Origin of the sequence: Sulfitobacter dubius (assembly GCF_900113435.1) — a bacterium.
Classification (GTDB): Bacteria; Pseudomonadota; Alphaproteobacteria; order Rhodobacterales; family Rhodobacteraceae; genus Sulfitobacter; species Sulfitobacter dubius.
In genome coordinates this window covers 502,335-529,075 of the sequence record NZ_FOPG01000001.1, presented here as the reverse complement: position 1 = coordinate 529,075, position 26,741 = coordinate 502,335, and the positions used below count along the sequence as shown (strand labels likewise).

28 protein-coding genes are annotated in these 26,741 nt (G+C 61.6%); 17 read left to right on the top strand and 11 right to left on the bottom strand.

The window, feature by feature from the left end; genetic code table 11:
• Positions 1–28 precede the first annotated feature (28 nt).
• Together BM229_RS02580 and BM229_RS02575 are read left to right on the top strand one after the other, a co-directional pair.
• On the top strand, positions 29–610 hold the full coding sequence (locus BM229_RS02580) for a retropepsin-like aspartic protease family protein (protein WP_093926130.1): 582 nt from the start codon (positions 29–31) through the stop codon (positions 608–610).
• A 150-nt stretch (positions 611–760) separates the two neighbouring features.
• A complete protein-coding gene (locus BM229_RS02575) occupies positions 761–1,246 on the top strand; it encodes a hypothetical protein (protein ID WP_139226255.1) in 486 nt (161 codons plus the stop codon).
• A gap of 51 nt (positions 1,247–1,297) precedes the next feature.
• Here BM229_RS02575 and BM229_RS02570 read toward each other — a convergent pair whose 3' ends face one another.
• Together BM229_RS02570 and BM229_RS02565 are read right to left on the bottom strand one after the other, a co-directional pair.
• Positions 1,298–1,756: a DNA polymerase III subunit chi gene (locus BM229_RS02570; protein ID WP_093926128.1), complete on the bottom strand. Its 459-nt coding sequence runs from the start codon at positions 1,754–1,756 to the stop codon at positions 1,298–1,300.
• Between the two features lie 7 nt (positions 1,757–1,763).
• The gene (locus BM229_RS02565) at positions 1,764–3,236 is read right to left on the bottom strand and encodes a leucyl aminopeptidase (protein ID WP_093926127.1); all 1,473 of its coding nucleotides are present in this window, start codon (positions 3,234–3,236) and stop codon (positions 1,764–1,766) included.
• Between the two features lie 130 nt (positions 3,237–3,366).
• On the opposite strand from BM229_RS02565, the gene lptF reads away from it, so the two are divergent.
• Genes lptF through BM229_RS02530 form a run of 7 tightly spaced genes read left to right on the top strand, consistent with a single transcriptional unit; the run spans position 3,367 to position 11,363 of the window.
• Positions 3,367–4,500 carry an LPS export ABC transporter permease LptF gene (lptF, locus tag BM229_RS02560; protein WP_093926126.1) on the top strand — a complete coding sequence of 378 codons (1,134 nt, stop codon included), beginning with the start codon at positions 3,367–3,369 and terminating at the stop codon, positions 4,498–4,500.
• On the top strand, positions 4,497–5,594 hold the full coding sequence (gene lptG / locus BM229_RS02555; protein ID WP_093926125.1) for an LPS export ABC transporter permease LptG: 1,098 nt from the start codon (positions 4,497–4,499) through the stop codon (positions 5,592–5,594). Before lptF ends, lptG begins: the two co-directional genes overlap by 4 nt.
• Position 5,595: 1 nt before the next feature.
• Positions 5,596–7,746 (top strand): LPS-assembly protein LptD, encoded by a 2,151-nt coding sequence (locus BM229_RS02550; RefSeq protein WP_093926124.1) that lies wholly within the window; start codon positions 5,596–5,598, stop codon positions 7,744–7,746.
• On the top strand, positions 7,734–8,972 hold the full coding sequence (locus tag BM229_RS02545) for a peptidylprolyl isomerase (RefSeq protein WP_093926123.1): 1,239 nt from the start codon (positions 7,734–7,736) through the stop codon (positions 8,970–8,972). Before BM229_RS02550 ends, BM229_RS02545 begins: the two co-directional genes overlap by 13 nt.
• Entirely contained in the window at positions 8,969–9,943 is a 975-nt protein-coding gene (pdxA, locus tag BM229_RS02540) for a 4-hydroxythreonine-4-phosphate dehydrogenase PdxA (protein ID WP_093926122.1), read from the top strand. Before BM229_RS02545 ends, pdxA begins: the two co-directional genes overlap by 4 nt.
• A complete protein-coding gene (gene rsmA / locus BM229_RS02535; protein ID WP_093926121.1) occupies positions 9,940–10,782 on the top strand; it encodes a 16S rRNA (adenine(1518)-N(6)/adenine(1519)-N(6))-dimethyltransferase RsmA in 843 nt (280 codons plus the stop codon). The genes pdxA and rsmA overlap by 4 nt, the downstream gene beginning before the upstream one ends.
• 2 nt (positions 10,783–10,784) lie before the next feature.
• Entirely contained in the window at positions 10,785–11,363 is a 579-nt protein-coding gene (locus BM229_RS02530) for a hypothetical protein (protein ID WP_093926120.1), read from the top strand.
• 54 nt (positions 11,364–11,417) lie between these two features.
• Here the strand turns inward: BM229_RS02530 and BM229_RS02525 are convergent, their stop codons facing one another.
• The 3 genes from BM229_RS02525 to prfA all read right to left on the bottom strand — a co-directional run bounded on the left by BM229_RS02525 (position 11,418) and on the right by prfA (position 14,135).
• Positions 11,418–12,032 carry a DUF4167 domain-containing protein gene (locus BM229_RS02525; protein WP_093926119.1) on the bottom strand — a complete coding sequence of 205 codons (615 nt, stop codon included), beginning with the start codon at positions 12,030–12,032 and terminating at the stop codon, positions 11,418–11,420.
• Positions 12,033–12,240: 208 nt separating this feature from the next.
• Positions 12,241–13,083, bottom strand: coding sequence for a peptide chain release factor N(5)-glutamine methyltransferase (gene prmC, locus BM229_RS02520; RefSeq protein ID WP_093926118.1), 843 nt, complete (start codon positions 13,081–13,083; stop codon positions 12,241–12,243).
• Positions 13,080–14,135, bottom strand: coding sequence for a peptide chain release factor 1 (gene prfA, locus BM229_RS02515; RefSeq protein WP_093926117.1), 1,056 nt, complete (start codon positions 14,133–14,135; stop codon positions 13,080–13,082). Before prfA ends, prmC begins: the two co-directional genes overlap by 4 nt.
• Positions 14,136–14,195: 60 nt before the next feature.
• On the opposite strand from prfA, the gene BM229_RS02510 reads away from it, so the two are divergent.
• On the top strand, positions 14,196–14,495 hold the full coding sequence (locus BM229_RS02510; RefSeq protein WP_093926116.1) for a hypothetical protein: 300 nt from the start codon (positions 14,196–14,198) through the stop codon (positions 14,493–14,495).
• Here the strand turns inward: BM229_RS02510 and BM229_RS02505 are convergent.
• From BM229_RS02505 to BM229_RS02495, 3 genes are all read right to left on the bottom strand, one after another.
• The gene (locus tag BM229_RS02505) at positions 14,433–14,858 is read right to left on the bottom strand and encodes a DUF1499 domain-containing protein (protein ID WP_093926115.1); all 426 of its coding nucleotides are present in this window, start codon (positions 14,856–14,858) and stop codon (positions 14,433–14,435) included. The genes BM229_RS02510 and BM229_RS02505 overlap by 63 nt on opposite strands.
• A 105-nt stretch (positions 14,859–14,963) precedes the next feature.
• Positions 14,964–15,929: an agmatinase gene (gene speB, locus BM229_RS02500; protein WP_093926114.1), complete on the bottom strand. Its 966-nt coding sequence runs from the start codon at positions 15,927–15,929 to the stop codon at positions 14,964–14,966.
• Positions 15,929–17,098: a M20 aminoacylase family protein gene (locus BM229_RS02495; RefSeq protein ID WP_093926113.1), complete on the bottom strand. Its 1,170-nt coding sequence runs from the start codon at positions 17,096–17,098 to the stop codon at positions 15,929–15,931. The genes speB and BM229_RS02495 overlap by 1 nt, the downstream gene beginning before the upstream one ends.
• A 64-nt stretch (positions 17,099–17,162) precedes the next feature.
• Between BM229_RS02495 and mazG the strand changes: the two genes are divergently transcribed.
• The 4 genes from mazG to BM229_RS02475 all read left to right on the top strand — a co-directional run bounded on the left by mazG (position 17,163) and on the right by BM229_RS02475 (position 20,861).
• A complete protein-coding gene (gene mazG / locus BM229_RS02490) occupies positions 17,163–17,987 on the top strand; it encodes a nucleoside triphosphate pyrophosphohydrolase (RefSeq protein ID WP_093926112.1) in 825 nt (274 codons plus the stop codon).
• A 77-nt stretch (positions 17,988–18,064) separates the two neighbouring features.
• Positions 18,065–19,006, top strand: coding sequence for a nucleoside hydrolase (locus tag BM229_RS02485; RefSeq protein WP_093926111.1), 942 nt, complete (start codon positions 18,065–18,067; stop codon positions 19,004–19,006).
• Positions 19,003–19,452, top strand: coding sequence for a GNAT family N-acetyltransferase (locus tag BM229_RS02480; RefSeq protein ID WP_093926110.1), 450 nt, complete (start codon positions 19,003–19,005; stop codon positions 19,450–19,452). The genes BM229_RS02485 and BM229_RS02480 overlap by 4 nt, the downstream gene beginning before the upstream one ends.
• Entirely contained in the window at positions 19,452–20,861 is a 1,410-nt protein-coding gene (locus tag BM229_RS02475) for a protein adenylyltransferase SelO (RefSeq protein WP_093926109.1), read from the top strand. The genes BM229_RS02480 and BM229_RS02475 overlap by 1 nt, the downstream gene beginning before the upstream one ends.
• Positions 20,862–20,864: 3 nt before the next feature.
• Here BM229_RS02475 and BM229_RS02470 read toward each other — a convergent pair whose 3' ends face one another.
• On the bottom strand, positions 20,865–21,752 hold the full coding sequence (locus BM229_RS02470; protein WP_093926108.1) for a DMT family transporter: 888 nt from the start codon (positions 21,750–21,752) through the stop codon (positions 20,865–20,867).
• A 92-nt stretch (positions 21,753–21,844) separates the two neighbouring features.
• Positions 21,845–23,173: a DEAD/DEAH box helicase gene (locus BM229_RS02465; RefSeq protein WP_093926107.1), complete on the bottom strand. Its 1,329-nt coding sequence runs from the start codon at positions 23,171–23,173 to the stop codon at positions 21,845–21,847.
• Positions 23,174–23,520: 347 nt separating this feature from the next.
• On the opposite strand from BM229_RS02465, the gene BM229_RS02460 reads away from it, so the two are divergent.
• Both BM229_RS02460 and BM229_RS02455 read left to right on the top strand, forming a co-directional pair.
• Positions 23,521–23,940 carry a Fur family transcriptional regulator gene (locus BM229_RS02460; RefSeq protein WP_093926106.1) on the top strand — a complete coding sequence of 140 codons (420 nt, stop codon included), beginning with the start codon at positions 23,521–23,523 and terminating at the stop codon, positions 23,938–23,940.
• Positions 23,937–24,635, top strand: a complete 699-nt coding sequence (locus tag BM229_RS02455) for an NYN domain-containing protein (RefSeq protein ID WP_093926105.1) — start codon at positions 23,937–23,939, stop codon at positions 24,633–24,635. Before BM229_RS02460 ends, BM229_RS02455 begins: the two co-directional genes overlap by 4 nt.
• A gap of 7 nt (positions 24,636–24,642) precedes the next feature.
• Here BM229_RS02455 and BM229_RS02450 read toward each other — a convergent pair whose 3' ends face one another.
• Positions 24,643–25,704, bottom strand: a complete 1,062-nt coding sequence (locus BM229_RS02450; RefSeq protein ID WP_093926104.1) for an AbrB family transcriptional regulator — start codon at positions 25,702–25,704, stop codon at positions 24,643–24,645.
• Between the two features lie 129 nt (positions 25,705–25,833).
• On the opposite strand from BM229_RS02450, the gene BM229_RS02445 reads away from it, so the two are divergent.
• Positions 25,834–26,736 carry a DMT family transporter gene (locus BM229_RS02445; protein ID WP_093926103.1) on the top strand — a complete coding sequence of 301 codons (903 nt, stop codon included), beginning with the start codon at positions 25,834–25,836 and terminating at the stop codon, positions 26,734–26,736.
• Positions 26,737–26,741 lie beyond the last annotated feature (5 nt).

The window sequence follows — 26,741 nt, the reverse complement described above, 5'->3', positions numbered from 1 at the left end:
CCTATATCTGGATTAAGGGGGCGAACTTATGGCCGAAATCGACACTGCACAGCTGATCTACCTAATTGTCCTGCTCACCATGTTGGCGGGCTGGTTTTTCCTCCAAAATCGTCCCAGCATGAACAAGACGCTGCAACAGGCCGCAGTCTGGGGCCTGATCTTTGTCGGTGCTGCCGCTGGTGTTGGCCTGTGGCAAGACATCACCCGGGACACCGCGCGCCAGCAACTCAGCATCAGCGAAGCGGGCGAGATTGTCCTGCCGCGCGGGCGCGATGGTCATTATTACCTGACTGCTGAAGTCAACGGAGCCCCGGTGCGTTTTGTCGTCGACACGGGCGCGTCAGATATTGTGTTGAGCAAGGCCGATGCCGGGCGGATTGGCATCGACCCCGAAGAACTTAACTACCTCGGGCGTGCCGCTACAGCGAATGGTGAAACCCGCACCGCTTTTGTAAAGCTTGACGAAATCGTCGTGGGCAACGCGGTAGATCACAATGTCTCTGCTGTGGTGAATGAAGGCGCAATGTCACAGTCACTTTTGGGTATGGGCTATCTACAACGCTGGGGACGGATTGAGATTAGCGGTGGCGAGTTTCGGCTAAGTCGCTGATCCTGCTTCTAATTTCCTATCCTCCCGGCATTGAACAATCAAATTCGCCGCAAAATGACGCCGCATTCGCCGCAAATTGGACAGGTTACCGCCGTTTTGCGCGAATATCTGCAAGGCACAACTGTACCCAAATTTGGAGAACTTGCTGTCATGCTATCGAACATTTTATGGGGGTCTTCCTCCTACCAACAGAGTAACAAGCCCCCCAAAGCCGAGAAGGCCGAAAAGACCGAGAAATCGGAAAAGAACCAAAATAGCGCCCCCAAGGCTGAGGCAAAACCAGCCAGCGAACCACAGGCGACGCAAAATAGCGCCGCCGCACAGGAAGCGACCAAATCTCAATCCGTGCAAGCGCCCGCAAAGACCCAAGCGGTGCAGGCTGTCGCGCAGACAAAATCGGTGGAAACAGCCCCGAAGGCGTCAGACGCTGACAGCGAAGCTTTCGCCCGCGCTGCGGCACAGCGTAACGTTGAGAGTGTTCGCACCCGCGCTCTGCTCGATACAATTGCGCCGGTGAATAACAGCGCTGTTGAGGCCGCGAAATCCTACGTCACCAAGGTCGAGCCGCAATCGCAAGACGGCACGGCCAACAACGCTGCATCCGCTGCAAAATCCGCAGTCGACAAAGCGGCCTGATCCGAGATTACGCATTCGAGGGGCGGGAGGCATTTGCCACCTGCCCCTTTTTCAGGTCTCAGCCTTCTTTTCCCAGCGGCCACTCTCTTCTGACCAATATTGTGCCGATGCACCGTCGGACTTCAGCCGCTTCCATAGACCTCGCGCGTGATCCAGTGCCATGGGGTCATGTCCGTCAAACAACACGCAAACCCGTTGCAACGCTGCGGTTTCTTGCGCCGTGACATTGGCACCATGTACCGCCATCAGGCAATCCGCCCGGTTGGGAGTGCTGTCTTCCATCGTCAACAGCACCGGCTGATCTGCATCTTGTGGACCACCAACCATGCCATGTGGCAGAAAGCTGTCTTCGGAAAATGTCCAAAGCGCCCGATCCAGCGCTTCTAGCCCCTCGTGATCCGTCCCGCGCAGGGCCACGCGCCACCCATTGGCGAGCGACTTTTCCAGCAGCATCGTCAGCGTCTCGACCAGAGGTCGCTGGGTCAGGTGGTAGAAGTAAGCCGCTCCCATTTCCGGTTCAGCCGTTCTCGAAGCGGTCGGCGACCAGACGGTTCAGCGCCGCCACGCCCCAGCCGGTCGCGCCTGCGGGGGCCAGCGTGCTCTCGGACTTCAGCGAGGCAACCCCGGCGATGTCGAGGTGGATCCAAGGTGTTTCATCCTTGACGAAACGCTTGAGGAATTGCGCTGCAGTGATAGACCCCGCCGGACGCCCGCCGATGTTTTTCATATCGGCAATCCGGCTTTTCAACTGATCGTCATAGCCTTGCCCCAGCGGCAGACGCCATGCGCCCTCGCCTTCACTTTCGGCGGCTTTCAGGAAATCGTTGCACAGCCCGTCGTCGTTCGAGAAGACGCCAGCGTTTTCATGACCCAGCCCGATAATGACCGCACCGGTCAGCGTGGCCAGATCGATCATCGCCGCAGGTTTGAAGCGGTCCTGCGCGTACCACATGACATCGCAGAGGACCAAGCGCCCTTCGGCGTCGGTGTTGATGACCTCCACAGTGTCGCCCTTCATAGTGGTAATCACGTCGCCCGGACGGGTCGCGTTGCCCGATGGCATGTTTTCCACGATCCCAACAAGCCCGACGACATTCGCCTTGGCCTTGCGCAGCGCCAGCGTGCGCATCACGCCCGACACCACACCTGCGCCGCCCATATCCATGGTCATGTCTTCCATGCCCGCGCCGGGTTTGAGGCTGATGCCGCCGGTGTCAAAGACGACACCCTTGCCGACCAGCGCCAGCGGGGCCGCCCCTTCAGCGCCACCTTCCCACCGCATGACCACGACCTTGGAGGGGCTATCAGAGCCCTGCCCGACCGACAAAAGTGTTCTCATTCCGAGCGTTGCAAGCTCTTCTTCATCCAAAACTTCAACTTTAAGGCCCAAGCTCTCCATCTCGGCCAAACGTTCGGCAAAGTTGGTCGTCGTCAGGATGTTGGCCGGGGCATTGGTCAGATCGCGGGTCATGAATGCGCCCTCCGCCACGGCCATCAATGGCGCTGCAGCTTCGCGTGCATCCTCAGGCTTGGAACACATCACCTCAACACTGCCCTTACGGGGTTTGGGGGATGATTTATGATCCTCAAACCCATAGTCCCGCATTGCCAAACCAAAGGCCACATCCGTCACCCGGCGCGTGCCTGCGGCGAGCATCAGAAGGTCACTGTCGCCCCGGCGTTTGGCGAGTGCAGCCCCGGCCTTGCGCGCGGTTTTGACATCGGCGCGGCGCGGCAGGTGGATTACATCCACCGCCTCTGCTGCCATTCCGGCGGGAAAGCCCATGCTAAGCACATCACCTGGGTTGAGGCTGGTAAAACGATCGCTCTCCACCAGCCGTTGTAATGCGCCCTTGGTCAGCCGGTTCACCCGCCGCGCCCCGGCATCAAGCCGACCCTCAGGTTCAAGAAAGACCGCGACCCGCCCTGAATGCCCTGCGATTCGGTCAATGTCGGTCTCAGCAAAGGTGATGGGGATCAGATCGGTCATGGTATGCCTCGTGTTTGATTTGGCCCAGACCTAGCGCGCCGCGCCGCCCATGGCCAGATAGCAGTTTTCCCGCCCCAAGATTTGCTTTAAGATCCTGTTAAACGCCGTCAGAGCATCTCGGGGGATCAGAGTGGCACGAATTGACCGCTACATGCTGTCGCAACTTCTGGTTATGTTCGGCTTTTTCGCGCTGGTGCTGGTGGCGTTGTTTTGGATCAACCGCGCGGTGGTATTATTCGACCGTTTGATCGGAGACGGCCAATCTGCATTGGTGTTTCTGGAGTTTACGGCCCTTGGCCTGCCCAAGTTGATTGTCACCGTCCTGCCAATCGCAACCTTTGCCGCGTCGGTCTATGTGACCAACCGCATGTCGAGCGAATCTGAACTGTCTGTCCTTCAGGCCGCAGGGTCCGGTCCTTGGCGTCTGGCGCGGCCTGTCTTTGTCTTTGGCCTTTGCGTGGCGCTGATGATGACAGTGCTGAGCAATTTTCTTGTGCCCATGGCGCAGGGTCAACTGAAACAGCGTGAGGCCGAGATCTCGCGTAATCTCACCGCGCGGCTGTTGACGGAAGGGACGTTTTTGCATCCGTCGGATGAGGTGACCTTCTATACCCGCGCGATCGATAACGATGGCGTCCTGCGCGATGTGTTTCTGTCGGATCGTCGCAAGGCCGATGAGGGGGTGATCTATACTGCCGCCGAAGCCTACTTGGCCCGCAATGGTGAGAATACGACCTTAATCATGCTCAACGGCATGGCGCAGCGCCTTGATACGGTCCAGAACCGGCTGGCCACCGCCAAATTTCGTGATTTTTCCTTCGATATCTCCCCCTTGGTCGGCAGTGACGAGGCTATTGGCCAGTCGGTGTCTTCAATGGTGACGCCTGCGTTGTTATGGGACTGGGCCGGGGTTGCCGCGCAGGCTGACACAACACAAGGCATCGTTGCCGAAGAATTACATGGCCGCCTTGCGCAGCCCTTGTTCTGTATCGTCGCCGCAATGATTGGTTTTGCCACTTTGATCCTTGGTGGTTTCTCGCGTTTTGGTGTCTGGCGCGAAGCGGTAATCGCCTTTGGCCTGTTGATCGCCATTGACGGGCTGCGGGGTACCTTGGTGGTGCAAATTCGCGAGACTGCCGCCGCTTGGCCGCTTGCCTATCTACCGTCGCTTATCGGGGCGTCGCTGACACTTGCGATGCTGTGGCAATCGGCGCATCCGCGCTGGATTCGGCGGCGGCTACGTGGCAAAGGGGCGGCCGCATGATCCTCCATCTTTACTTCGCCCGCCGCTTTTTCATGAGCTTTCTCGTCATCACCGGGGTGCTGGCCGCCTTGGTGATGCTGGTCGATGGTGTGGATCAGGCCCGGCGCTTTGCCGATGATGATGTGGGCTGGGATCAGGTCTTGGGGATGACGCTGCTGCACATGCCGCAGACGATCAATATGATCCTTCCACTGATCATGATTCTTGCCACCGTTGCGTTATTCATCGGTCTGGCGCGGTCTTCTGAGTTGGTCGTGACCCGCGCGGCAGGCCGCTCTGCCTTGCGCGCCTTGATCGCACCGATGGTGGTGGCGCTGATCATCGGCACGCTGGCCGTGGCCATGCTTAACCCCATCGTGGCAGCAACCAGCGAACGGGCGGAGTACCTGACCCAGAAATACCGCTCAAACGGAAGCTCGGCCCTGTCGGTGAGCGACGAAGGGCTCTGGCTCCGGCAGGGCACGGAGGAAGGCCAATCGGTCATCCGCGCATGGCGTACCAACAGTGATGCCTCTGTCCTCTATAATGTGACAATCATCAGCTATGACGCCGAAAAAGGCCCGATCCGCCGGATCGAGGCCGAAAGCGCGCAGCTTAGCGGTGGCGATTGGCAGTTGACCGGGGCCAAGATTTGGCCGCTTGCGGCCGGGGTGAATGCCGAAGGCGAAGCCGAGGTACATGAGACGTTGTCGATTCCCGCGTCTCTCACGGTTGAGCGTATTCGGGAAAGCATTGGCCGTGTCGCCGCCGTCTCGATCTATGAGCTGCCTGAATTCATTCGTCAGTTGGAGCAGGCGGGCTTTAGCACGCGACAACATGAGGTTTGGTTGCAGGCCGAATTAGCGCGACCCTTCTTTCTGGTGGCCATGGTTCTGGTTGCGAGCGCATTCACCATGCGCCATACCCGTTTTGGGGGGACCGGCGTTGCTGTGCTGGCCTCGATTTTGCTGGGGTTCGGTTTGTATTTTATTCGCAGTTTCGCGCAAATCCTTGGCGAGAATGGCCAAATCCCAGTGACCCTTGCCGCTTGGGCACCACCCGTGGCCGCCATCTTTTTGGCGCTTGGTCTGCTCTTGCATGCGGAGGACGGCTGACATGCGCGCGGCTCTGGTTGGACTTGCCCTTACTTTTGCGCCCCTGACGGTCAGCGCGCAGACCGCCCCGGCCACCGACCGACCCGCCGTTCTGGTGGCCGATCAGGTGTTCATTACCCGTGATAAGGTCTTGGTCGCGCAGGGGAATGTCGAAGCCTTTAGGGGCGAGACAAGGCTGCGCGCCACCGCGATCCGCTATGATCAAGCCACCGGAGCCTTGAGTATTGAAGGTCCGATTGTGCTATCAGAGGGTGAGAGTACCACAATTCTTGCTGATGCCGCCTCTCTCGATGCGGGGTTACAATCGGGGTTGTTGCGCGGCGCGCGCATGATCCTTGAGCAGCAGTTGCAGCTTGCCGCTGTGCAGATCAATCAGGTCGAAGGGCGATATAGCCAGCTTTACAAAGCGGCTGTAACCTCTTGTAAAGTATGCGAAGATGGTGAAGCCCCGCTTTGGCAAATCCGCGCGAAACGCGTGGTCCATGACCAACTGGCCCAGCAGCTTTATTTCGACGAGGCGCAGTTTCGCATCAAGAATGTGCCGATCTTCTATTTGCCCCGCCTGCGCCTGCCTGACCCGACGTTGGACCGTGCCACCGGCTTTCTAGCGCCTTCCATCCGGTCCACTTCGCAACTGGGTGTGGGGCTGAAACTGCCCTATTTCATCAAGCTGGGCGATCACCGCGACCTTACGCTGACGCCCTATCTTTCCGCCGAAACCCGGACGATGGAATTCCGCTATCGGCAAGCCTTCGTGTCTGGGCGGATCGATTTCGAGGGGGCGATCACCGATGATGAGTTGGACCCCGGCAAGACCCGTGGCTACCTCTTTGGCACCGGGAGTTTCGATCTGCGGCGCGACTACAAACTGTATTTCGATATCGAAACGACGAGCGACAGGTCCTATCTCAGCGACTATGGCTATTCGGGTAAGGACCGTCTGACCAGCGAATTGACCGTCAGCCGCGCGCGGCGCGACGAATATATGCGGGCGAGCCTACTGAACTACCAATCTCTGCGCGATGGCGAGGACAACGACCTGCTGCCCAATCTGGTCTTGGATGGCGAGTTCGAGCGGCGTTATTTCCCGACCTCCCTGGGCGGCGAGGTCCGCCTGACGCTTGAGGCCCATAGCCACCGGCGTGCGTCGGACCTCAGTTCTGATGGGGAGGGGGATGGCGAAGCCGATGGGCGTGATGTGTCGCGGCTCAATGGGGAGGCCGCTTGGATGCGGCGCTTCACCTTCGGCAATGGTCTGGTCACCGACGTCGAAGCCGGGGCGAGCTTTGGCCTGTTCAACATCGCGCAGGATGCCGTTTATGACGGGCGCTACTCCGACCTCGTGCCCCAGGCCGCCGTGACCATGCGCTACCCCATGCAGCGCCGCGAAGCCGCAGGCGTGGTGCAACAGCTTGAACCGCTGGTGCAATTGGGCTGGACTGGCGGTGATCGGCTCGACATTCCGAATGAGGAAAGCACGCTGGTGGAATATGACGAGGGCAACCTCTTGGCGCTCAGCCGCTTCCCCCGGCCCGACCGGCGCGAACGAGGTGCTGTGGCGGCCATCGGGGTAAATTGGGCACGGCTTGATCCCAACGGCATGGATGCCAGCCTGTCTTTCGGCCAGGTGATCCGCGCCGATGCGGATGACGCCTTTAGCTTTAGCTCAGGCCTGCAAGGCACCCATTCCGATTTCCTGCTGGCTGGGCAATTGCGCAGCGACAATGGTCTCGCGCTCATCGGGCGTGGCTTGGTCGATGATGACTTCGAGGTCGCCAAGGCCGAGTTGCGCGGCGTTTGGAATTTCAAACGCGGCCAAATCGCGAGCAGCTATGTCTGGCTCCAAGAAGATGCCGCCGAAGACCGCGATGAAGATGTGTCAGAAATCACCTTTGACGGCAGCTTTTCGATTAACAGCCAATGGCAGGCCTCTGCTGACTGGCGTTTTGACTTGGCCGACGAACGCGCAGCGACGGCGGGTCTTGGCCTGAGCTATAACAATGAATGCGTACAGGTCGACCTTTCCGTCAGCCGGAGCTATTCATCCTCAACAAGTGTTGAGCCCTCAACGGATTTCGGTTTTAACATCGGCCTCAGGGGCTTTGCCGCCAACACCGGAACAGAAAGATACGTACGCTCATGTGGGAAGTAACGAAACAGACAGTCCGTGCCGGGATCCGTGGCACCGCGGTCCTCGCCCTCGCTTTGGTCGTGGGGCAATCCGCGGCAGCACAAAACCTCTTTGCCCCCGTCGCTCGTGTTAACGACGAGGCCATCACAGGCTATGAGGTGCAGCAGCGTCAGCGCTTTATGCAGTTGATCGGTGCGCCGGGGGCGGACACCGACAACGTCATCGACAGTCTGATCAACGACCGGCTGCGGGGGCAGATCCTTGATCAAGCTGGGCTGCAAGTCAGCCCAGACGGGATACAGTCAGGCATGGCCGAATTCGCCAGCCGTGCTGATCTGTCGACCGAAGAATTCCTTGAGGTGCTCGGCCAAGCGCAGATCTCAGAAGAGACATTCCGCGATTTCATCGTCATCAGCGCTGCATGGCGCGATCTGATCCGCGCGCGCTATAATGGCCGGGTCAACATCACCGACGAAGAGGTAGAGCGCGCACTTGGCAGCAGCCGGGGCAACAACGGCCTGCGCGTGCTTTTGTCAGAGATCATCATTCCCGCCCCACCGCAAAATGCCGATCAAGTAAACGCGCTGGCCGAACGGATTGCGCAAAGCAGTTCCGAGGCTGAGTTTTCCTCTTATGCGAGCCAGTATTCCGCCACTGCTTCTCGGGGCCGCGGCGGTAAAATGCCTTGGACGCCGCTCGAAAACCTCCCCGCCAGCCTGCGGCCGATCCTTCTGGCCCTCGCGCCGGGTGAGGTGACAGCGCCGCTGCCGATCCCGAATGCCGTGGCCCTGTTCCAGTTGCGCGGCATCGAAGAGACCGGCAAGCCAAGCGTCGAATACTCCGAGATTGACTATGCGGCCTATTACATCCCCGGTGGCCGTTCCGAGGCCGCCCTGTCGCGCGCCGCACAATTGCGCGGTCAGGTGGATCAGTGCGATGACCTCTATGGCGTTGCCAAGGGCCAGCCCGCGAATGTGCTCGACCGTGGCACCAAGGCTCCGGGTGAGATCCCACAGGATGTGGCCATTGAACTGGCGAAGCTCGATCCCGGCGAAGTCTCGACCACGCTGACCCGTGCCGATGGGCAAACGCTGGTCTTCCTGATGCTCTGCAACCGCACCACGGCGGCCAATGCGGAGGTGAACCGCGACGCGGTCATCAGCTCGATCCGGCAGCGCAAGCTTGAGGGCTATGCCACGCAACTGTTGGAACAGGCCCGCGCCGAAGCCCGCATCACCCGCCAATGAGCCGCCCGTCTCGGCCTGTGGCCATCACCTGCGGTGAACCCGCCGGGATTGGCCCTGAAATCGCCGCCTATGCTTGGGCGGCGATTTCGTCTGACATCCCGATGTTCTGGATTGGCGACCCGCGCCACCTGCCTGAAGATGTGCCGCACCGTTTGATCGATAGCCCCGAAGATGTAGGCGAACCGAGCACCGATGCGCTGCCTGTGCTGTCTCATGTTTTCGAAAGCAACGCCCTCGCCGGTGTGCCGCAGCCCGGCCATGCGCAGGGGGTGATTGACGTGATCGCCCGCGCGGTCGATCTGGTGCAGACCGGGGCCGCTTGCGCCATCTGCACCGCACCGATCCACAAGAAGGCCCTGCAGGATGGCGCGAATTTCGCCTATCCCGGCCATACTGAATACCTCGCCGCACTGGCAGGGGTTGAGGATGTGGTGATGATGCTGGCCTCCGACCAGTTGCGCGTCGTGCCCGCCACCATCCATATCGCGCTCGATCAGGTGCCGTTGGCGCTGACCCCTGCGGGGCTACGCCGCACGATTGAGATCACCGCGCAGGAATTGCAAAACCGCTTTGGCATCGCCCGCCCCCGCATTGCCGTCGCCGGGCTGAACCCCCACGCGGGCGAAGGCGGCAGCATGGGGCAGCAAGAGATCGACTGGATCGCGCCGCTGATTGTCGAGATGCAGGGCGAAGGCTACGCACTGACCGGGCCGCTGCCCGCCGATACGATGTTCCACGCCCGCGCCCGCGCAGGCTATGACGCGGCGGTAGCGATGTATCACGACCAAGCGCTGATCCCGATCAAGACGCTGGATTTTGACCGAGGCGTGAACGTGACGTTGGGCTTGCCCTTCGTGCGTACCTCCCCCGATCACGGAACAGCTTTTGACATCGCGGGCCAAGGGCGCGCCAATCCGACCAGCATGATCGAAGCGATCAAACTGGCATGGCAGATGGGCCAGAAAACATGAGTGCAATCGACAACCTTCCGCCGCTGCGCGAGGTGATCAACACACACGAACTAGCCGCGCGGAAATCGCTGGGCCAGAACTTCCTGCTGGATCTGAACCTCACGGCCAAGCTCGCACGGCAAGCCGGGGATATGGCCGATTGCGACGTGCTTGAAATCGGCCCCGGCCCCGGTGGCCTCACCCGTGGACTGCTGGCCGAAGGCGCACGTCATGTGCTGGCGATCGAGAAGGACCGCCGCTGCCTGCCCGCGCTGGCTGAAGTGGCGGAACACTACCCCGGTCGCCTGACGGTCATCGAAGGCGACGCGCTGGAGATCGACCCGCTGAGCCACCTGACCCCGCCGATCCGCGTGGCTGCCAACCTGCCCTATAACGTCGGGACCGAATTGCTGGTGCGCTGGCTCACCCCGCCCGAGTGGCCCCCCTTCTGGCAGAGCCTGACGCTGATGTTCCAACGCGAAGTGGCCGAGCGGATCGTGGCGACGCCCGGCTCCAAAGCCTACGGGCGGCTGGCCGTGCTGGCACAGTGGCGCAGCGATGCGCGGATCGTCATGCAATTGCCGCCCGGGGCTTTCACGCCGCCGCCAAAGGTCTCGTCGAGCGTGGTGCATCTGACCGCCCTGCCCGAGCCGCGCTATCCGGCTGATCCCGCCGTGCTCAGCCGCGTGGTCGCGATGGCGTTCAATCAACGCCGCAAAATGCTGCGTTCGGCGCTTAAAGGGGCGGCACCCGACATTGAGGATCGCCTGCAGGCCGCTGGGCTGAAACCCACCGACCGAGCCGAGCAAATCCCGCTGGAGGGTTTCTGCGCCCTTGCCCGCGAAATCGCCAAGGGGTGATCATGTTCCATCGTCTACTGCTGCTTTGCGCGCTGATACTGAGCCTGTCCGCCTGCGCCATGCCCCGCAACGGCCCGCCGCCCGTCGGCACAGACGCCGAGATTGCGGAATTGAAGCGGGCCATCGAACGGCTTTCGCCCGCCATTGACCCGGCAGAGGCCGCGCGCGCAGCGCAGATTGCCTATCGCCACACGCATGAACTGGCGATTGCCTATCAGATCACCGATGCGCCGCTTATTCACAATGCCAAGGTCAACAGCGGCCGCCGGCCGCGCGGGCTTTGCTGGCATTGGGCTGAGGATCTGGAGAAACGTTTGCAGGCCGAAGGTTTCGCCACGCTCGACATGCACCGGGCCATTGCCAACGGTGACACCCGGCTGCTGATAGACCACTCCACCGCCATCATCTCGGCGGCAGGCGCGCCGATGCAAGCGGGGATTGTCCTTGATCCGTGGCGCAAGGGGGGCGTGCTGTTCTGGTCGCCGGTCACAAGCGATCCGCGCTATGATTGGGAGCCGCGTGAAGAGGTTCTGCGCCGCAATGGGCGGATCAGATACGTGCAAGCGGGAATGGAAGGGTAGGCCACCCTGCCCTGGACCGATACGAAAAAGCCCCGCAAATTGCGGGGCTTTTCTTTATTCTGCGGCCTTGGCCGGATCGTTGCTACCGTCACCGCCAGCATCCTGCGGCTGTGCCTCTGCCACTTTCGGCTTGGGCTTGCGGCGCGGAGCACGTTTTGGCTTGGGCTTGCTCTCGGGCGTTTCAACCAGCGTGCTCTCTTCGCCGTTGGTTTCGGCCTCAGCCTGCTGCTGTGGCTGCTGTTGCTCGGGCGCGCTGTCCTGCGCAGGCTGCTGTTCCGCTTGCGGCTGATCGCCCTGTTGCTGGCCACCTTGCTGTGCTTCGCGCTCCTGACGTTCAGCACGCTCGCGATCCCGCTCGGCTTGACGCTCACGGTTCTGACGTTCTTGCTCTTCGCGGCGCTGGTCAATCTCGCGCTGTGCTTCGCTCAGCAGGCGTAGGTAATGTTCAGCGTGCTGTTGAAAATTCTCAGCCGCTACACGGTCATTGCTAAGCTGCGCGTCGCGGGCCAGCTGGTTGTATTTCTCGATAACCTGCTGCGGCGTGCCGCGCACCTTACCCTCAGGACCGGAGCTGTCGAACACCCGATTAACGACATTGCCGCCGCCACCACCATGTGGGGAGCGTTTACGATTGTTCTTCGACCGGGAGCGTGATCTGGGAGAGTTCATGGAATGATGTCAGCCTTGTGTGCTGTGTGTCGTTTACCGGGGGTGCAAAGCACGTCATCGTCCCGGCCTAAGCGATATGTTGGGCATAGTGCCGCGCGGGACCGCCTATGGCATCCACCGCTGCAACACCTCTGACTAACCATGCCAGAAAGCCTTGAGCAAGAAGAAATTGCGATCCAGCCTGCTAAAGACCCGAATTTTCGCGATTTCATGCCGGTTGATCTGCACAAACCACCCTAGAGCGGCCGTCCAGATCATGCGCCAACGTCACCCGGCCCCAGCCCGCAGCGGTAAAGATATCTTGTACCGCCTCACCCTGTTGCCAGCCGATTTCCACCATGACGCGGCCTTCGGATGTCAGATAGCCCTGCGCCTCAGTGGCGATGATGCGGTAGATGCTCAGCCCGTCCTGACCATCGGTCAGCGCCATTTCCGGCTCGTGCCGGCGCAATTCGGGCGAGACATCGGCCATCTCTTCGGCGGCAAGATAGGGCGGGTTCGACAGGATCAGGTCAAACCGCCCCTCGACCGCGCTGAACCAATCTGACTGGCGGATGTCGGCACGCTCGGCCACGCCGTGCTGTACCGCATTGGCACTGGCCTGAAGGCAAGCGGCTTCCGAGAGGTCTACACCCAGCCCCGTGGCCTGTGGGCGTTCGGCGAGCAGCGTGACAAGGATACAGCCCGATCCGGTGCCAAGGTCCAGGATGCGGGTAAAATCGGTGGTTATGGCCAGATCAATCAACGATTCCGTCTCTGGCCGCGGGTCCAGCACATCGCGGCTGATGCTGAAATCGCGGCCATAGAACGCGCGCTTCCCGATCAGTTGTGAGACCGGTACACGCACGGCGCGCAGGGCGATGAGTTGATCAAAGCGTTCGGCCACGTCGGGGGCAATTTCCTCGGGCGCGATCAGTGTCACGCGGGCGGCATCCACGGCTGCGGCATGGGCCAACAAAAGCCGCGCGTCTCGTGCCGGATCGGGCACGCCCGCGGCACGCAGCCGTCCGGCAGCGGCGGCCATGGCTTGGGCGGCGGTCTGGGGGCTCACCCCTCCATCTCCGACAATTGACGTGCTTGGGCGTCGGCGGTCAGGGCATCGACGATCTCATCCAGATCGCCCTGCATCACGGCCTCAAGACGGTAGAGCGTCAGGTTGATCCGGTGGTCGGTCATCCGCCCTTGGGGGAAGTTATAGGTTCGGATTCGCTCGGACCGGTCGCCCGTGCCCACCTGCGCCGCGCGGTCGGCGGAACGTGCGCTGTCGATCCGGCTGCGCTCCATGTCATAGAGCCGCGCTTTGAGCACCTGCATCGCCTTGTCGCGGTTTCGGTGCTGCGATTTTTCCGACGATGTAACCACAATCCCGGTCGGAATATGGGTGATGCGCACGGCAGAATCGGTGGTATTAACGTGCTGGCCGCCCGCACCCGAGGAGCGCATTGTATCGATCCGCAGGTCATTGGCGTTGATCTCGATATCCACGTCTTCAGCCTCGGGCAGCACCGCCACGGTTGCCGCTGAGGTATGAATGCGCCCGCCGCTTTCGGTCGAGGGCACGCGCTGGACACGGTGCACGCCGCTTTCGAACTTCAGCCGGGCAAAAACGTTCTGCCCGGTGATATGGGCCACGACTTCCTTGACGCCGCCCAACTCGGTCATCTGGCTTTCAATCAGGTCGAACCCCCAGCCCCGCGCTTCGGCGTAGCGTTGGTACATGCGCAGCAGGTCGCCCGCGAACAGCGCCGCCTCATCTCCGCCCGTGCCGGGGCGGATCTCCAGCATCGCGGGCTTCGCATCGGCGGAATCGCGCGGCAGAAGCGCTAGCTGCAATCCCTGTTCGACCTCCGGCAGACGCGCCTTTAGACGAGGCAGTTCTTCGCGGGCAAGCTCTGCCATCTCGGGGTCTTTCAGCATCAACTCGGCTTCTTCAAGGTCGCGCTGAAGCTGCTGGTAGAGATCAATTTGATCCACCACGGGCTTGAGATCGCTGTATTCCTTGGCGAGGGCTGAAAAATCGGCCCCATCGGAGCCCGCAGACATGCTGGCCTCCAGAAACTGGAAGCGTTGCGAGATTTGCGCGAGGCGGTGCATCGGGATCATGGGGTTCCTGTCGCTTATGCAAATGCTTTGGTCAAGAGGCGGCTTATGCTATCATGGGCTATGAAACGCATCATGCCGCTCACTTGCCTTGTGGCCCTGACGGCCCTGCACCCCGCCTTTGCGGATGTCAAAGCGCCGGGCGGCAAGACGATTGATTGCTATTGCACCAACAGCACCGGCGACCGTGTGGAACTGGGTGAAACCATCTGCCTACAGGTCGGTGGCCGCATGTTCATGGCCCAGTGCCAGATGTCGCTCAATGTGCCGATGTGGCGCGAGGTGCAGCAAGGCTGCCTGTCATCGCGCCTCGATCTGATCGAGCCATCCGTTCACCCGCTTGGCGTTGACCCCCAGATCTGACCGGCCAAAGCGCGAACGGCCATAGACTTCGACATAGCGCGGGTTGTCACCGTAGACGCCGATGGTGGTAAAATCGGGGTAGCCCATCAATTTGGTGCGGGTAACATAGGTGACCTGCCCCTCAGCCAGAGATCCGGCGACGACTTCGGTGCGTGGGGTTTGCAGGATCACCCGGTCAAGCTGGGCCAAAGTATCTTCCCCGTTGCCTTCGACCGGCGCGCGCCAGATATAGCTGTTGGTGCCTTGTGTCTTGCCCATCTTCTGCCCTTCGGCCTGAACATGCCAACGCGCGGTGTCGATGGGCGCAAGGCGGACATAGGCCACCAAGGCGACGAGGGCGATCACGATGATCCAGAACAACATTTTAAACACCTTTCAAAACTCGGCGATTTGAGGCGACGCAGGTGGTCGCGGTGAGGTGGGCGGACCCCAAGCCTGAGGGCCGCCCGATGATGTTGTGGCCTTCGCTCACGCGGTTCTCATGCGGTGACCCAGCAGAGACAGGATCTCGGTCGCGACATGTGCGCCCGCGACCGCCGTCGCGCCTGTGGTGTCGAAGGGCGGAGAGACCTCAACCACGTCGCCACCCATGATATTGATCCCGGCCAGATCCCGCAGCATGATCGACACCTGCGCCGAGGTCAGACCGCCCCAAACCGGGGTGCCGGTGCCGGGGGCAAAGGCCGGATCAAGCGCGTCAATGTCGAAGGTCAGATAACAAGGCCGATCGCCAAGAATCTCTTTGATCTTGGCCACGGTCGCCTGCGGCCCCTTCTCATGCACCTCACGCGCGTCGATGATGTTGACGCCCATCGTGTCCTCATTGGTGGTGCGGATGCCCACCTGCACGCTGGTCGTGGGGTCGACGATGCCGGACTTCACGGCCTTGTAGAACATCGTCCCGTGGTCGATCCGATCCATGTCGTCATCTTGCCACGTATCGGTGTGCGCATCGAACTGTAACAGGCTGATCGGACCGTATTTTTCGGCATAGGCTTTGAGGATCGGGAAGGAGATGTAGTGATCCCCGCCCAGCACGACCGAGGCCGCACCGGCATCCAGAATGGTCTTGATATGCGCGGTCAGAGCGGCGGGAAACTGGCTGACATGGCCATAATCAAACGCCAGATCGCCATAATCCGCGATTGCAAATTCGCTCAGCACATCAAAGTCCCAGCCATAGGGCGCGTCGGGCGCTTGCAGCGCGCTCGCCTCGCGAATGGCGCGGGGGCCAAGGCGGGTGCCGGGGCGGTTGGTAACGGCCTGATCAAAGGGCACGCCGGTCACGGCGATGTCCACGCCGGTCAGATCCTTGGTGTATTTACGTCGCAGGAAAGAGGTCGCCCCGCCAAAGGTCAACTCATAGCTCGGCCCTTTGAGGTCCTCGCGGGTAAAGGCCATATCCATCTGTTTGGCCGCGTCTTCCAGTGCCATTACTTGCCTCCTGCTGGCTGTGCCCGCTCAACGATACGGGCGAAAAAGGATGCGCCGAGCGGCGCGATCTCGTCGTTGAAGTCGTATTCTGGATGGTGCAGCCCTGCGCCTTCACCGGCACCGAGGAACAGATATGCACCGGGGCGTTTTTCGAGCATATAGCTGAAATCTTCCGCGCCCATCTCGCGCCCATAATCGCCGTGCACTTGGGCCGCGCCCACCACTTCGCTCGCCGCCGCGACGGCGGTTTCGGTCTTTGCAGGGTCGTTGATCGTGGCCGGATAGCCGACCTCATAGACCAGTTCGGCGGCGACGTCATAGCTTGCCGCCTGCCCGTCCACGATCTGCTGCATCCGGCGCATGACCATGGCCTGAACCTCGCGGTCAAAGGTCCGCACGGTGCCGTTGATATAGGCAGTCTCAGGGATCACGTTATCGGCAGAGCCGGTGTGGATCTGTGTGACTGAGACCACCAAGTCCTGCGTGGCGACATGATTGCGGCTGACGATGGTCTGGATCGCCGTGGCGATGCCACAGGCTGCCACAACCGGATCGCGGGTGTCGTGGGGCATTGCGCCATGGCCACCTTTGCCTTTGATATGGATATGAAATTCATCCACCGCCGCCATGATCGGCCCCGGCGTGGTATAGAACGCGCCTTCGTCGAAGCCCGGCGCGTTGTGGATGCCGTAAACCTGCGCGATGTCGAACCGCTCCATAATGCCCTCTTCGACCATGACGCCCGCGCCGCCGCCCGTCTCTTCGGCGGGTTGAAAGATCAGCGCCACCCGGCCCGCGAAATTGCGTGTCTCGGCCAGATACCGCGCGGCACCCAAAAGCATGGTGGTATGCCCGTCATGGCCGCAGGCGTGCATTTTGCCCTCCCGCGTGCTGGCATAGTCCTTGCCCGTCGCCTCATGGATCGGCAGCGCGTCCATATCGGCGCGCAGGCCAATGGTCGGGCCTTCGCCCTGCCCCTCGATGATCGCCACGATGCCCGTCGTCGCGATGCCCTCGTGCAGCTCATCCACACCAAACGCGCGCAGCCGCTCGGCCACGAAAGCCGCCGTCTCATGGCATTCCAACCCCAGCTCGGGGATCGTATGCAAATGGCGCCGCCACGCTGTCATATCCTCCGCAAAGGCATTGATGCGGTTTACCACGGGCATGGGCTGGACTCCTTGGGGTTGGTTTGGTCAGGGTGCATCTGACACCAGACACATGGGGCCTGCAATGCCGGACAACACAAAAGCCGATCTCATTCACGATTCAGATGCGGGCATTGAACGGCTGCTTGAAATCATGCGCCGCCTGCGCGATCCCGACACCGGCTGCCCCTGGGATATCGAGCAGGATTTCGACAGCATCGTCCCCTATACCATTGAAGAGGCGTATGAAGTCGCCGACGCCATCGCTCGGCGTGATTGGGCGGAACTGGAGGGCGAGCTGGGCGATCTTCTGCTCCAATCGGTCTATCACACGGCCATGGGCGAAGAGGCCGGGCATTTCACCTTCCAATCCGTGGTGCGCAACATTAGCGATAAGATGGTGGCGCGCCACCCGCATGTCTTTGGCGACGAATCCCGCGACAAGAGCGCCGAACAGCAGACCGCCGACTGGGAAAAGATCAAAGCCGCCGAGCGCGCTGGCAAAGCACAGGGCGGCACGCTGGATGGGGTGGCGATTGGCCTGCCGGCGCTTTTGCGCGCGATGAAGCTGCAAAAACGTGCAGCGCGGGTCGGCTTTGACTGGCCCGAGACGACACAGGTGCTGGACAAGATCACCGAAGAGGCCGCTGAATTGGTCGAGGCGAAAGACACGCTTTCGCAGGCCGAGGTTGAGGAGGAATACGGCGATCTGCTGTTTGTGATGGCCAATCTGGGCCGCCACCTTGGGCTTGATCCCGAAGCCGCCCTGCGCGCTGCAAACGCCAAGTTCACCCGCCGGTTCGAGGGGATCGAAATGCGGCTCGCCGCCATGGGCAAAACCCCGCAGGACAGTGATCTGGCCGAGATGGATGCCCTTTGGGATGCGGTGAAACTGGCGGAACGCGGCTAATCGTCGGGCCTGCGGCTGGACAAAGACATGAGCCTCCGGCAAGGCTCTGCCCCAAGCAATTTGACGAAAGTAAGCCCATGACCCCGCGCAAAATCATTATCGACACCGACCCCGGACAGGACGACGCCGTCGCGATCCTCCTTGCGCTGGCCAGCCCCGAAGAGATCGATGTGCTGGGCATCACCTGTGTCGCGGGCAACGTGCCGCTGGATCTCACCTCGAAAAACGCGCGGATCGTGTGTGAATTGGCGGGTCGGCGGGATGTGAAGGTCTTTGCCGGTTGCGACCGCCCGCTGGGCCGTGACTTGGTGACGGCAGAACATGTGCACGGCAAGACCGGCCTTGATGGTCCCGACCTGCCCGACCCCACCATGCCGCTGGCCGAGGGGCATGGGGTCGATTTCATCATCGAGCTGGTCCGCGCCCATCCCGCAGGCAGCGTGACCCTCTGCCCCTTGGGCCCGCTCACCAATATCGCGACCGCCCTGCAAAAGGCGCCCGATATCGCCGAGAAGGTGCAAGAGATTGTGCTGATGGGCGGCGGTTATTTCGAGGGGGGCAACATCACCCCCACGGCAGAGTTCAACATTTACGTCGACCCGCATGCTGCTGATATCGTGTTTAAATCCGGCATACCCATCGTCGTGATGCCGCTTGACGTGACGCACAAGGCGCTGGTCACCAAACCGCGCAATGACGCCTTCCGCGCGATTGGCACGCCGGTGGGCGTCGCCGTGGCCGAGATGACCGATTTCTTCGAGCGGTTCGACAAAGAGAAATACGGCTCCGAAGGCGCGCCGCTACATGACCCTTGCGTCACCGCCTATCTGATAAATCCAGACCTGTTCAAAGGCCGCCACATCAACGTCGAGATTGAGACCCAGTCAGAGCTGACCATGGGCATGACCGTGGCCGACTGGTGGGGCGTGACCGACCGCGCGCCCAACGCGCTGTTCGTCGGTGACCTTGACGCCGATGGGTTCTTTGCTCTGCTCACCGAAAGGCTGGCCCGCCTATGAGCGCACATCTCACCCTCGGCGCGCCTGAACATCTCGACAAACTGGTCGGGCTGGTCACTGCCTTTCACGCCGAAGCGGGCATTGAGATGACTGATGAGCAGCGCCGCAACGGGCTTGCGCCGCTGCTGGAGGGGATCCCCCATGGCGCCGCCTATCTGATCGGCCCGCCCCGTGCGCCGATTGGCTATGTGTTGATTTGTTTCGGCTGGTCTGTTGAATTCGGCGGGCTGGACGCCATTATCGATGAAATCTACGTCCGTCCCGGCGTGCGGGGACGCGGGATCGCTTCAGAGACGCTGATCGCTCTGCCGCGCGCGCTGGCTGCGGGCGGGTTGAAGGCCATACATCTCGAAGTTGACCGCACCAATAAGGCGGCGCTCAAAGTCTACACCCGCGCGGGCTTCCGCCCCCGCGAGGATTACATGCTTATGTCTCGGAAACTGTGATGCGTATTCCCTTTGATAACAGCTATGCCACCCTGCCTGAGGGGTTCTTTACCCGGCTGGACCCCACGCCGGTAAAAGAACCCAAGCTCTTGGCATGGAACGCTGATCTGGCGGCGTCACTGGGAATCGAAGGCGGCGATGCAAAGACCCGCGCGCAGGTTTTCGGCGGCAATGCGGTGCCCGAAGGGGCGGCACCTTTGGCGCAACTTTACGCCGGTCATCAGTTCGGCAATTTCAACCCGCAGCTTGGCGATGGCCGTGCGATCCTGCTGGGTGAGGTCATCGACAGCGAAGGCGAGCGCCGTGACATTCAGCTCAAAGGTTCCGGCCCGACGCCCTATTCGCGTATGGGCGATGGCCGCGCATGGGTTGGGCCGGTGCTGCGCGAATACCTGATCAGCGAGGCGATGCATGCGCTCGGCGTGCCGACCACCCGTGCCCTCGCCGCCGTTGCCACCGGGGAGCCGATCCTGCGCGAAAGCGGCCCCCTGCCCGGCGCCATCGTCACCCGCGTCGCCGCAAGCCATCTGCGCGTCGGCACCTTTCAGGTCTTCGCCCATCGCGGTGAGACGGAGGCGCTCAAAGCCCTCACCGACTATGCCATCGCGCGGCATTATCCCGATGCAAAGGGTCCGCTTGGCCTTCTGCGCGCGGTCTGTGCTGCGCAGGCGGAACTGGTGGCGCAGTGGATGTCTTTCGGCTTTATCCACGGGGTGATGAACACCGATAATTGCAGCATTTCGGGCGAGACGATCGACTATGGCCCCTGCGCATTTATGGACGCGTTTCATCAGGGCCGTGTGTTCAGTTCCATCGACCGGCAGGGCCGCTATGCCTATGGGAACCAGCCGCAGATCGTGGTCTGGAACATGGCGCAGCTGGCGACCTCGCTCTTGCAGCAGATGGAGAACAAAGAGACCGCCGTCGAAGAAGCCACCGAAATCGTTCATGACATGCCCGAGTTGATCGAAGCCGCATGGCTGCGCCGTTTCGCGGCCAAACTCGGCATTTCCAACCCCCGGCCCGAGGATGTTGATCTGGTCAATGAACTGCTGAGCCTGATGCAAACTGACGGCGCGGATTTCACCAACACGTTCCGCGCCCTGGGGACCGACCAAGCGCGTGATCACTTCACCGACCGCGATGCCTTTGACACATGGGCCGATAACTGGCGCAACCGGATCAAGGATGAGCCGGACCCGCATGCGGTCATGCAAGCGGCGAACCCCGCCGTGATCCCGCGAAATCACCGGATTGAGCAGATGATCGAAGCCGCCGTTGCAGGCAACATGGCCCCGTTCGAGCGGTTGATGACAGCGCTGTCGACGCCCTTTGAAGAGACCGACCCAGAACTACAGCGCCCCCCGACCGAAGATGAGATTGTGCCGGCAACATTCTGCGGCACCTGAAGCCTAGTGCGCTCGGGGTTTGCGGTTGATCAGGTAAATCCCTGCCGCGACCAGCAGCAGGGCGAGCCAAACGGTAAGCCCAATCTCTTCTGATAGGATCAGCCAGCCCAAGAGCACCGCAAAGACAGGCGAGAGGAAGCTGAAAGACGCCACCGAGGCCGCAGGATAAACGGTTAGCAGCCAGAACCACGCCAGAAACCCAAAGCTCGCCACCGCGACGATCTGATAGGCGAGACCTGCCAGATGCACCGGCTCCACCTCGCGCAGCAAGGGGCCAAAGAGCGGCGCAAGCAGCAACAGCACCGGGGCTGAGATGATCAGTTGCATCATTAACTGCTGCGCGGGCGGTACTTTGGAAAGCGGTGTAATCCGAACGCAAAGCGCAATGCCAGCCCAGCAAAGCGCCGCCAGCAACGCCAATAGATCGCCAAGCCAGTTTGCCCCCTCGGCCCCGCCATCGCTCAGTGCCAAAGCAACGCCGCCCATGGCCAGCCCCATGCCCAATAGACGCGCCCCGCTCAGGCGCTCACCGGGCAGCCAGAGATGTGCGGCGATACCAAGCCAGACCGGCATGGAATAAAGCAAAATCGACGCCCGGCTGACCGTGGTGAGATCGAGCGCGAGAAAGAGACAGACAAACTCAAGCGTGAAGAAAGCCCCCGCCGCCAGCCCGCCCATCAGCGCAGAGCGCGGCAGCGATAGGCTCACACCCCGGAGCCGCATCCAGATCAGCAGCAAGGCTACCGCCCCGAGGGAGCGCAGCCCGGCGAGAAAGACAGGGTTGAACCCACCGGTGCTGACTTTGATGACGACTTGGTTAAAGCCCAAGTTAAGCGCAAAGAGCACCAGAGCCACTGCGCCGAAAGTATCAATGTGAGATTTGCGTTCCATCCCGCCAGAAGCGCCGTCCGGCCCGGATAAGTCAATGGCGCGCCGTGATTTTCACAACGCGCCATTGGATCGTTCAATTCCTAAGTATCGGCTCAGGCTGCCTGCTGGCCGCCCGGCTTGCCGCCGCCACCGCCGCGCCGCCGACGGCGACCGCCACTTGGTTTGCCAGCGCCTTCGCCCCCGCCGCCACCGGGTCGGCCACCGCCGCCACCGGGTCGGCCACCGCCGCCACCGGGTCGGCCACCGCGCCCACGGCCACGGCCCTTGGGTTTGGACGGCTCATCGATCACTTCCCAAGGACGGCCAGAGGCCACCGGGATCGAAATCCCCATAGTCTTCTGGATCGCCTTCAATTCGCCCATCTCATCCGGTGCGCAGAAGGCCACGGCAGCGCCGTCTTTGCCCGCCCGCGCGGTCCGGCCAATGCGGTGCACATAGTTGTCGGGCACGTTTGGCAGGTCGAAGTTATAGACGTGTTTCACATCCGGAATGTCCAAACCCCGCGCCGCCACATCGGTGGCCACCAGCACAGTGATCTCGCCATTTTTGAAGCCTGCGATGGCGCGGTCCCGCTGGCCTTGGCTTTTGTTGCCATGGATCGAAGCGGCGTCAAACCCGGCCTTCACCAGTGTCTTCATCAGCTTTTCCGAACCATGTTTGGTGCGGCCAAAGACCAACGCCCGCTCGCCCTTGTGCTTGGCCAACAGTTCCTTCAGCAACTCTGTCTTCTCGGCCTTCGCGATGAAATGCACCTCTTGCGTCACCTTGTCCGCCGCCTTGCCCGGAGGCGAGACTTCGATGCGGATCGGGCTGCTGAGATAGCTGTTGGCGATTTCGTTCATCAGCTTGGGCATGGTCGCCGAGAACAGCATCGTCTGACGCTCGTTCGGGATCAGGTTCGAGATTTTGCGCAGGTCATGGATGAAGCCCATGTCGAGCATCTGGTCGGCCTCATCCAGCACGAGGAAGGTCGTCGTGTCGAGCTTGACCGCGCGGCGGTCGAGCAGGTCGAGCAGACGGCCCGGTGTGGCGATCAGCAGATCGACACCACGCTCCAGACGCTTGATCTGGGTGTTGATCGACTGGCCGCCAACCACCATCGCCACTTTGATCGGCGTGCCTTCGGCATAGCCGCGCAGGTTCACGGCGATCTGTTGGGCCAGCTCACGGGTCGGGGCAAGCACCAGACCGCGCACGGAGCGCGGCGCGGGGCGGCCTTCAAGCTCCATCATCTGTGCGATAAGCGGCACACCAAAGGCCGCCGTCTTGCCGGTGCCGGTCTGGGCAAGGCCCATCACGTCGCGGCCATTCATGGCTTGGGGGATTGCTTGGCGTTGGATCGGGGTTGGATCTTTCAGACCCATTTCATTCAACCGGGCCACCAAGTTCTTTGGCAGGCCCATCATGTCAAAATCGCTCATTCGTTCACTTTCCGGCACGCAGAGCGCGCGCCATCTTTAGTCGCCGCGCCCAATACAGGCGCCACGGGGTCGCGCAAGCCAGATCGCGGGCGCAGGCCACATGCCTCACACCCGTCTGTCGCGCTTGGCCCCACGCGTGATTTTGGGAACATCGGCGGGCCTTGTCGTCAGCGTCCCAGAGGCCCCTCATGGGACTTGGCGCTGATACTGCTCACGCGGCAGAAGGCTTCGCTTGACCCCCACATGGGCGGTGCACGGGCAAAAGTCAACCGGCAGGGTTCAATTGCGGTGGCGTCTGGCCGCGCTAGAATGCTAGGAACGTGGTCCGACGGACGAAGGGCGAAACGATGCGCAACCCGATTATCAAACGGTGCGAGGCCATGGGCCTGCGCATGACAGGTCAACGCCGGATCATCGCGCAGGTGATTCACGACAGTGACGACCATCCCGATGCCGAAGAACTGCTGGCCCGCGCTACTGAAATCGACAGCGGCATCTCTATCGCTACGGTCTACCGCACGGTGAAACTGTTCGAAGAGGCTGGCATCCTCGACAAGTTGGAATTCGGCGATGGACGCGCGCGCTATGAGGACGCACAGCGCGAACATCACGACCATCTGATCGACGTAAACTCGGGCGAGGTGATTGAGTTCGTCGACGCGGAAATCGAAGAGCTTCAGGAACGGATCGCGCGTAAATTGGGTTACAAACTGCAGGGGCACCGGATGGAACTTTACGGTGTGCCGATTAAAAAGGATGACCCATGACCGAACGTGACCGCCCCCTGCTGGCCGTGTTGATCGATGCCGACAATGTCCCGGCCAAACATGCCGCTGCCATCATGCGGGAGGTCACGACGATTGGCGAGCCCGCCCTGCGCCGCGTCTATGGCGATTGGTCGAATGACCACCTCAAGGGTTGGAAGGCGCCGATCCGTGAGTTGGGTTTGGTGGCCCATCAGGAAACCGCGAACACCAAGGGCAAGAACGCCAGCGACATTGGTCTGGTCATTCAGGCGATGGACATCCTGCACAGCCGCCGCTTCGATATCATCGTGATCGTCTCCTCCGACAGTGACTTCACCGCGCTGGTGAACCGCCTGCGCGAAGATGGGGTGACGGTGATCGGCATCGGCGAGAAGAAGACTCACGATTCGCTGCGCAACGTCTACAACCGTTTCATTCTGATCGAAAACCTCGACGGAGCGGAGCCTGACACCACGTCCCGCGCCAGCGCCAAAGTGGCCGACGCCCTGCCCCTGTTCAAAGCGGCGATGGATAAGATCGACACCGAAGACGATTGGTACAACCTCGGCCAGATTGGCCAGACGATTCAGGCAGCGCATCCGGATTTCGACAGCCGGACATATGGCCATGGCAAGCTGAGCGCCTTGGCCGCCGACCTCAAAGCCTTGGAAACGCGCAAAGATGGCAACCGGCTCATGGTCCGCTTGAAGAGCTAGGACGGAATCACTCGGCGGCGCGCTGTTCTTGCTTCGCCACCCGCGACAGCATGGCGGGCAACAGCACGCTCAGCACCACCAGCCGCATGATGTGGCAGGCGGCGACAAACCCCGGCACCACGGCCAGCACCGCGCCAAGCGCGATCATCGTCTCAAGCCCGCCGGGCGCGAAGGCCACCAACACATGGCCCAGCGGCATGCCAAGCGCCCAAGCCACCGGCACCGCACCGAGGCCCGCCAGCCCAACCGCAACGCCCGTGATCGCCAGCCCCGCGCCAAGCCCGCTGACAAACCGCGCGGGCGTGATCCCAGAGAACCGCGTGCCGATCAGGCAGCCCAGCACCAGATAGGCGATAAGGGTCAGCCAACCCGGCAGTACCCCGGTCTCCAACTTGGTCAGATGCGCGATGGCAGAGACCACCATCGCCCCCATAAGCAGCGGTGCCGGCACCGAAAGCCGGGCAAAGATCAGCCCCACAAGCACGGCCGCAAAGATCATCACAAAGATTGAAAGCACCCCCATCCCCGCGCCCGCCGGGGCAATATTGCCGGTCATGTCGACGCCCATCAGCAAAGCGGCAAAAGGCACGACGATCGTCAGTGCCAAAAGGCGAACCGACTGGGTGATCGAAATGCGCGGCACGTCAGAGCCTCCGTCGCTGGCAATCGCCATGACGAAACTCAGATGCCCGGGGGCCGAGGCCAGAAGCGCGGAGCGCGCGTCGAACCCAAAATACCGCGCCAGCATCCAGCGGCAGACGGCCATAATCCCCCAGATCACCCCTGTCATAAACACAAAGGCCAGCGGCCAGCGCACCATGGCGTTCACCGCATCTTGGTTAAACCCTGCCCCCACAGCAATGCCCAACACGATGAAACAGGCGTCCCGCAGCCGCGGATCGACCGCCGTGCGCACCCCCATCAGCCCCAAGAGGCTCACCGCAATGACCGGGCCAAGCAGCATATAGACCGGGGCATTGAGCCACCAGAACAGCAGCGCGCCAAAGCCCCCGGTCGCAAGGGTCAGCACAGTATCGCGCGGGGCGAGCGAAGGGATCGGCCATCTCATGCGGTAGGGCTAGCACTCCGGTAGAGCCTACGCCAGTGCCACACGCATGGCGCGCATCGCGCACCCTTGCCCTTTCGTCGCAAAAGGTTCATGGGCGACTGGCAATACCACGGATGGAGGGGCGTGATCATGGACAATCTGCGCGGCGCAATGCTGATGGTTCTGGCCATGGCCGGTTTCGCCATCGAAGACATGTTCGTCAAACTGACGAGCGACGCCCTCCCCGTGGGGCAGATCATCGCGCTTTTAGGCGCGGGCGGCGGGGCGATCTTTGCCGTGATCCTGCGCATTCAGGGGCGGCGGTTGTTCTCTGCGGATATGCTCACCGGGCCGATCCTGCTGCGCGCCGTGGGTGAGGTGCTGGGCACCCTGTGTTTCGTGACCGCCATCGTGCTGACGCCGCTTTCCTCGGCCTCCGCTATTTTGCAGGCGACCCCGCTGGCCGTGACCCTTGGGGCCGCACTGTTTCTGGGTGAACCCGTCGGCTGGCGGCGCTGGAGCGCGATTGTCGTGGGTTTCCTCGGCGTACTGCTGATCGTGCGCCCCGGATTGGAGGGGTTCAACGCTCTGTCGCTCTTTGCTGTCGCTGGAGTCATCGGTCTTGCCCTGCGTGATCTTGCGACGCGCAAGGTTCCCAAAAGCATCAGTTCCATGCAGCTTAGCTTTCTTGCCTTTATCGTGCTGGTCCCGGCGGGGTTGATCCTGATGGCCGCCGCTGGCACCCCCGCCGTGATGCCGGGCGGTGCAGAGGTGATTTATCTTACCGCGGCGATGGTGATCGGTGTGATGGCCTATTACGCCATCGTGGCCGCCATGCGCGTGGGCGAAGTCAGCTTCGTCACGCCCTTTCGTTACATGCGGATGCTATTCGCGCTGGTTGCCGGGATCTTGGTCTTTAAAGAAACTCCCGACACACTGACGCTGGTTGGGGCCGCGATCATCATCGCCTCGGGGGTCTATACCCTCCTGCGGGAACGCAAAATCACCCCCCGGCCCCGCCGCGGTCTTTCCAAGCCGGGCCTGCCGGGGTAAACCGC

Bases quoted from the DNA above. Each gene is read 5' to 3' on its own strand.
- BM229_RS02545 (WP_093926123.1), top strand. From the start codon at position 7,734: ATGTGGGAAGTAACGAAACAGACAGTCCGTGCCGGGATCCGTGGCACC.
- BM229_RS02485 (WP_093926111.1), top strand. From the start codon at position 18,065: ATGACCCCGCGCAAAATCATTATCGACACCGACCCCGGACAGGACGAC.
- lptG (WP_093926125.1), top strand. From the start codon at position 4,497: ATGATCCTCCATCTTTACTTCGCCCGCCGCTTTTTCATGAGCTTTCTC.
- BM229_RS02450 (WP_093926104.1), bottom strand. From the start codon at position 25,704: ATGAGATGGCCGATCCCTTCGCTCGCCCCGCGCGATACTGTGCTGACC.
- BM229_RS02470 (WP_093926108.1), bottom strand. From the start codon at position 21,752: ATGGAACGCAAATCTCACATTGATACTTTCGGCGCAGTGGCTCTGGTG.
- BM229_RS02510 (WP_093926116.1), top strand. From the start codon at position 14,196: ATGAAACGCATCATGCCGCTCACTTGCCTTGTGGCCCTGACGGCCCTG.
- pdxA (WP_093926122.1), top strand. From the start codon at position 8,969: ATGAGCCGCCCGTCTCGGCCTGTGGCCATCACCTGCGGTGAACCCGCC.
- prfA (WP_093926117.1), bottom strand. From the start codon at position 14,135: ATGATCCCGATGCACCGCCTCGCGCAAATCTCGCAACGCTTCCAGTTT.
- BM229_RS02460 (WP_093926106.1), top strand. From the start codon at position 23,521: ATGCGCAACCCGATTATCAAACGGTGCGAGGCCATGGGCCTGCGCATG.
- speB (WP_093926114.1), bottom strand. From the start codon at position 15,929: ATGGCACTGGAAGACGCGGCCAAACAGATGGATATGGCCTTTACCCGC.
- BM229_RS02445 (WP_093926103.1), top strand. From the start codon at position 25,834: ATGGACAATCTGCGCGGCGCAATGCTGATGGTTCTGGCCATGGCCGGT.
- BM229_RS02495 (WP_093926113.1), bottom strand. From the start codon at position 17,098: ATGCCCGTGGTAAACCGCATCAATGCCTTTGCGGAGGATATGACAGCG.
- BM229_RS02480 (WP_093926110.1), top strand. From the start codon at position 19,003: ATGAGCGCACATCTCACCCTCGGCGCGCCTGAACATCTCGACAAACTG.
- BM229_RS02570 (WP_093926128.1), bottom strand. From the start codon at position 1,756: ATGGGAGCGGCTTACTTCTACCACCTGACCCAGCGACCTCTGGTCGAG.
- BM229_RS02565 (WP_093926127.1), bottom strand. From the start codon at position 3,236: ATGACCGATCTGATCCCCATCACCTTTGCTGAGACCGACATTGACCGA.
- BM229_RS02550 (WP_093926124.1), top strand. From the start codon at position 5,596: ATGCGCGCGGCTCTGGTTGGACTTGCCCTTACTTTTGCGCCCCTGACG.
- BM229_RS02575 (WP_139226255.1), top strand. From the start codon at position 761: ATGCTATCGAACATTTTATGGGGGTCTTCCTCCTACCAACAGAGTAAC.
- BM229_RS02580 (WP_093926130.1), top strand. From the start codon at position 29: ATGGCCGAAATCGACACTGCACAGCTGATCTACCTAATTGTCCTGCTC.
- mazG (WP_093926112.1), top strand. From the start codon at position 17,163: ATGCCGGACAACACAAAAGCCGATCTCATTCACGATTCAGATGCGGGC.
- BM229_RS02475 (WP_093926109.1), top strand. From the start codon at position 19,452: ATGCGTATTCCCTTTGATAACAGCTATGCCACCCTGCCTGAGGGGTTC.
- rsmA (WP_093926121.1), top strand. From the start codon at position 9,940: ATGAGTGCAATCGACAACCTTCCGCCGCTGCGCGAGGTGATCAACACA.
- BM229_RS02465 (WP_093926107.1), bottom strand. From the start codon at position 23,173: ATGAGCGATTTTGACATGATGGGCCTGCCAAAGAACTTGGTGGCCCGG.
- BM229_RS02525 (WP_093926119.1), bottom strand. From the start codon at position 12,032: ATGAACTCTCCCAGATCACGCTCCCGGTCGAAGAACAATCGTAAACGC.
- BM229_RS02455 (WP_093926105.1), top strand. From the start codon at position 23,937: ATGACCGAACGTGACCGCCCCCTGCTGGCCGTGTTGATCGATGCCGAC.
- BM229_RS02505 (WP_093926115.1), bottom strand. From the start codon at position 14,858: ATGTTGTTCTGGATCATCGTGATCGCCCTCGTCGCCTTGGTGGCCTAT.
- BM229_RS02530 (WP_093926120.1), top strand. From the start codon at position 10,785: ATGTTCCATCGTCTACTGCTGCTTTGCGCGCTGATACTGAGCCTGTCC.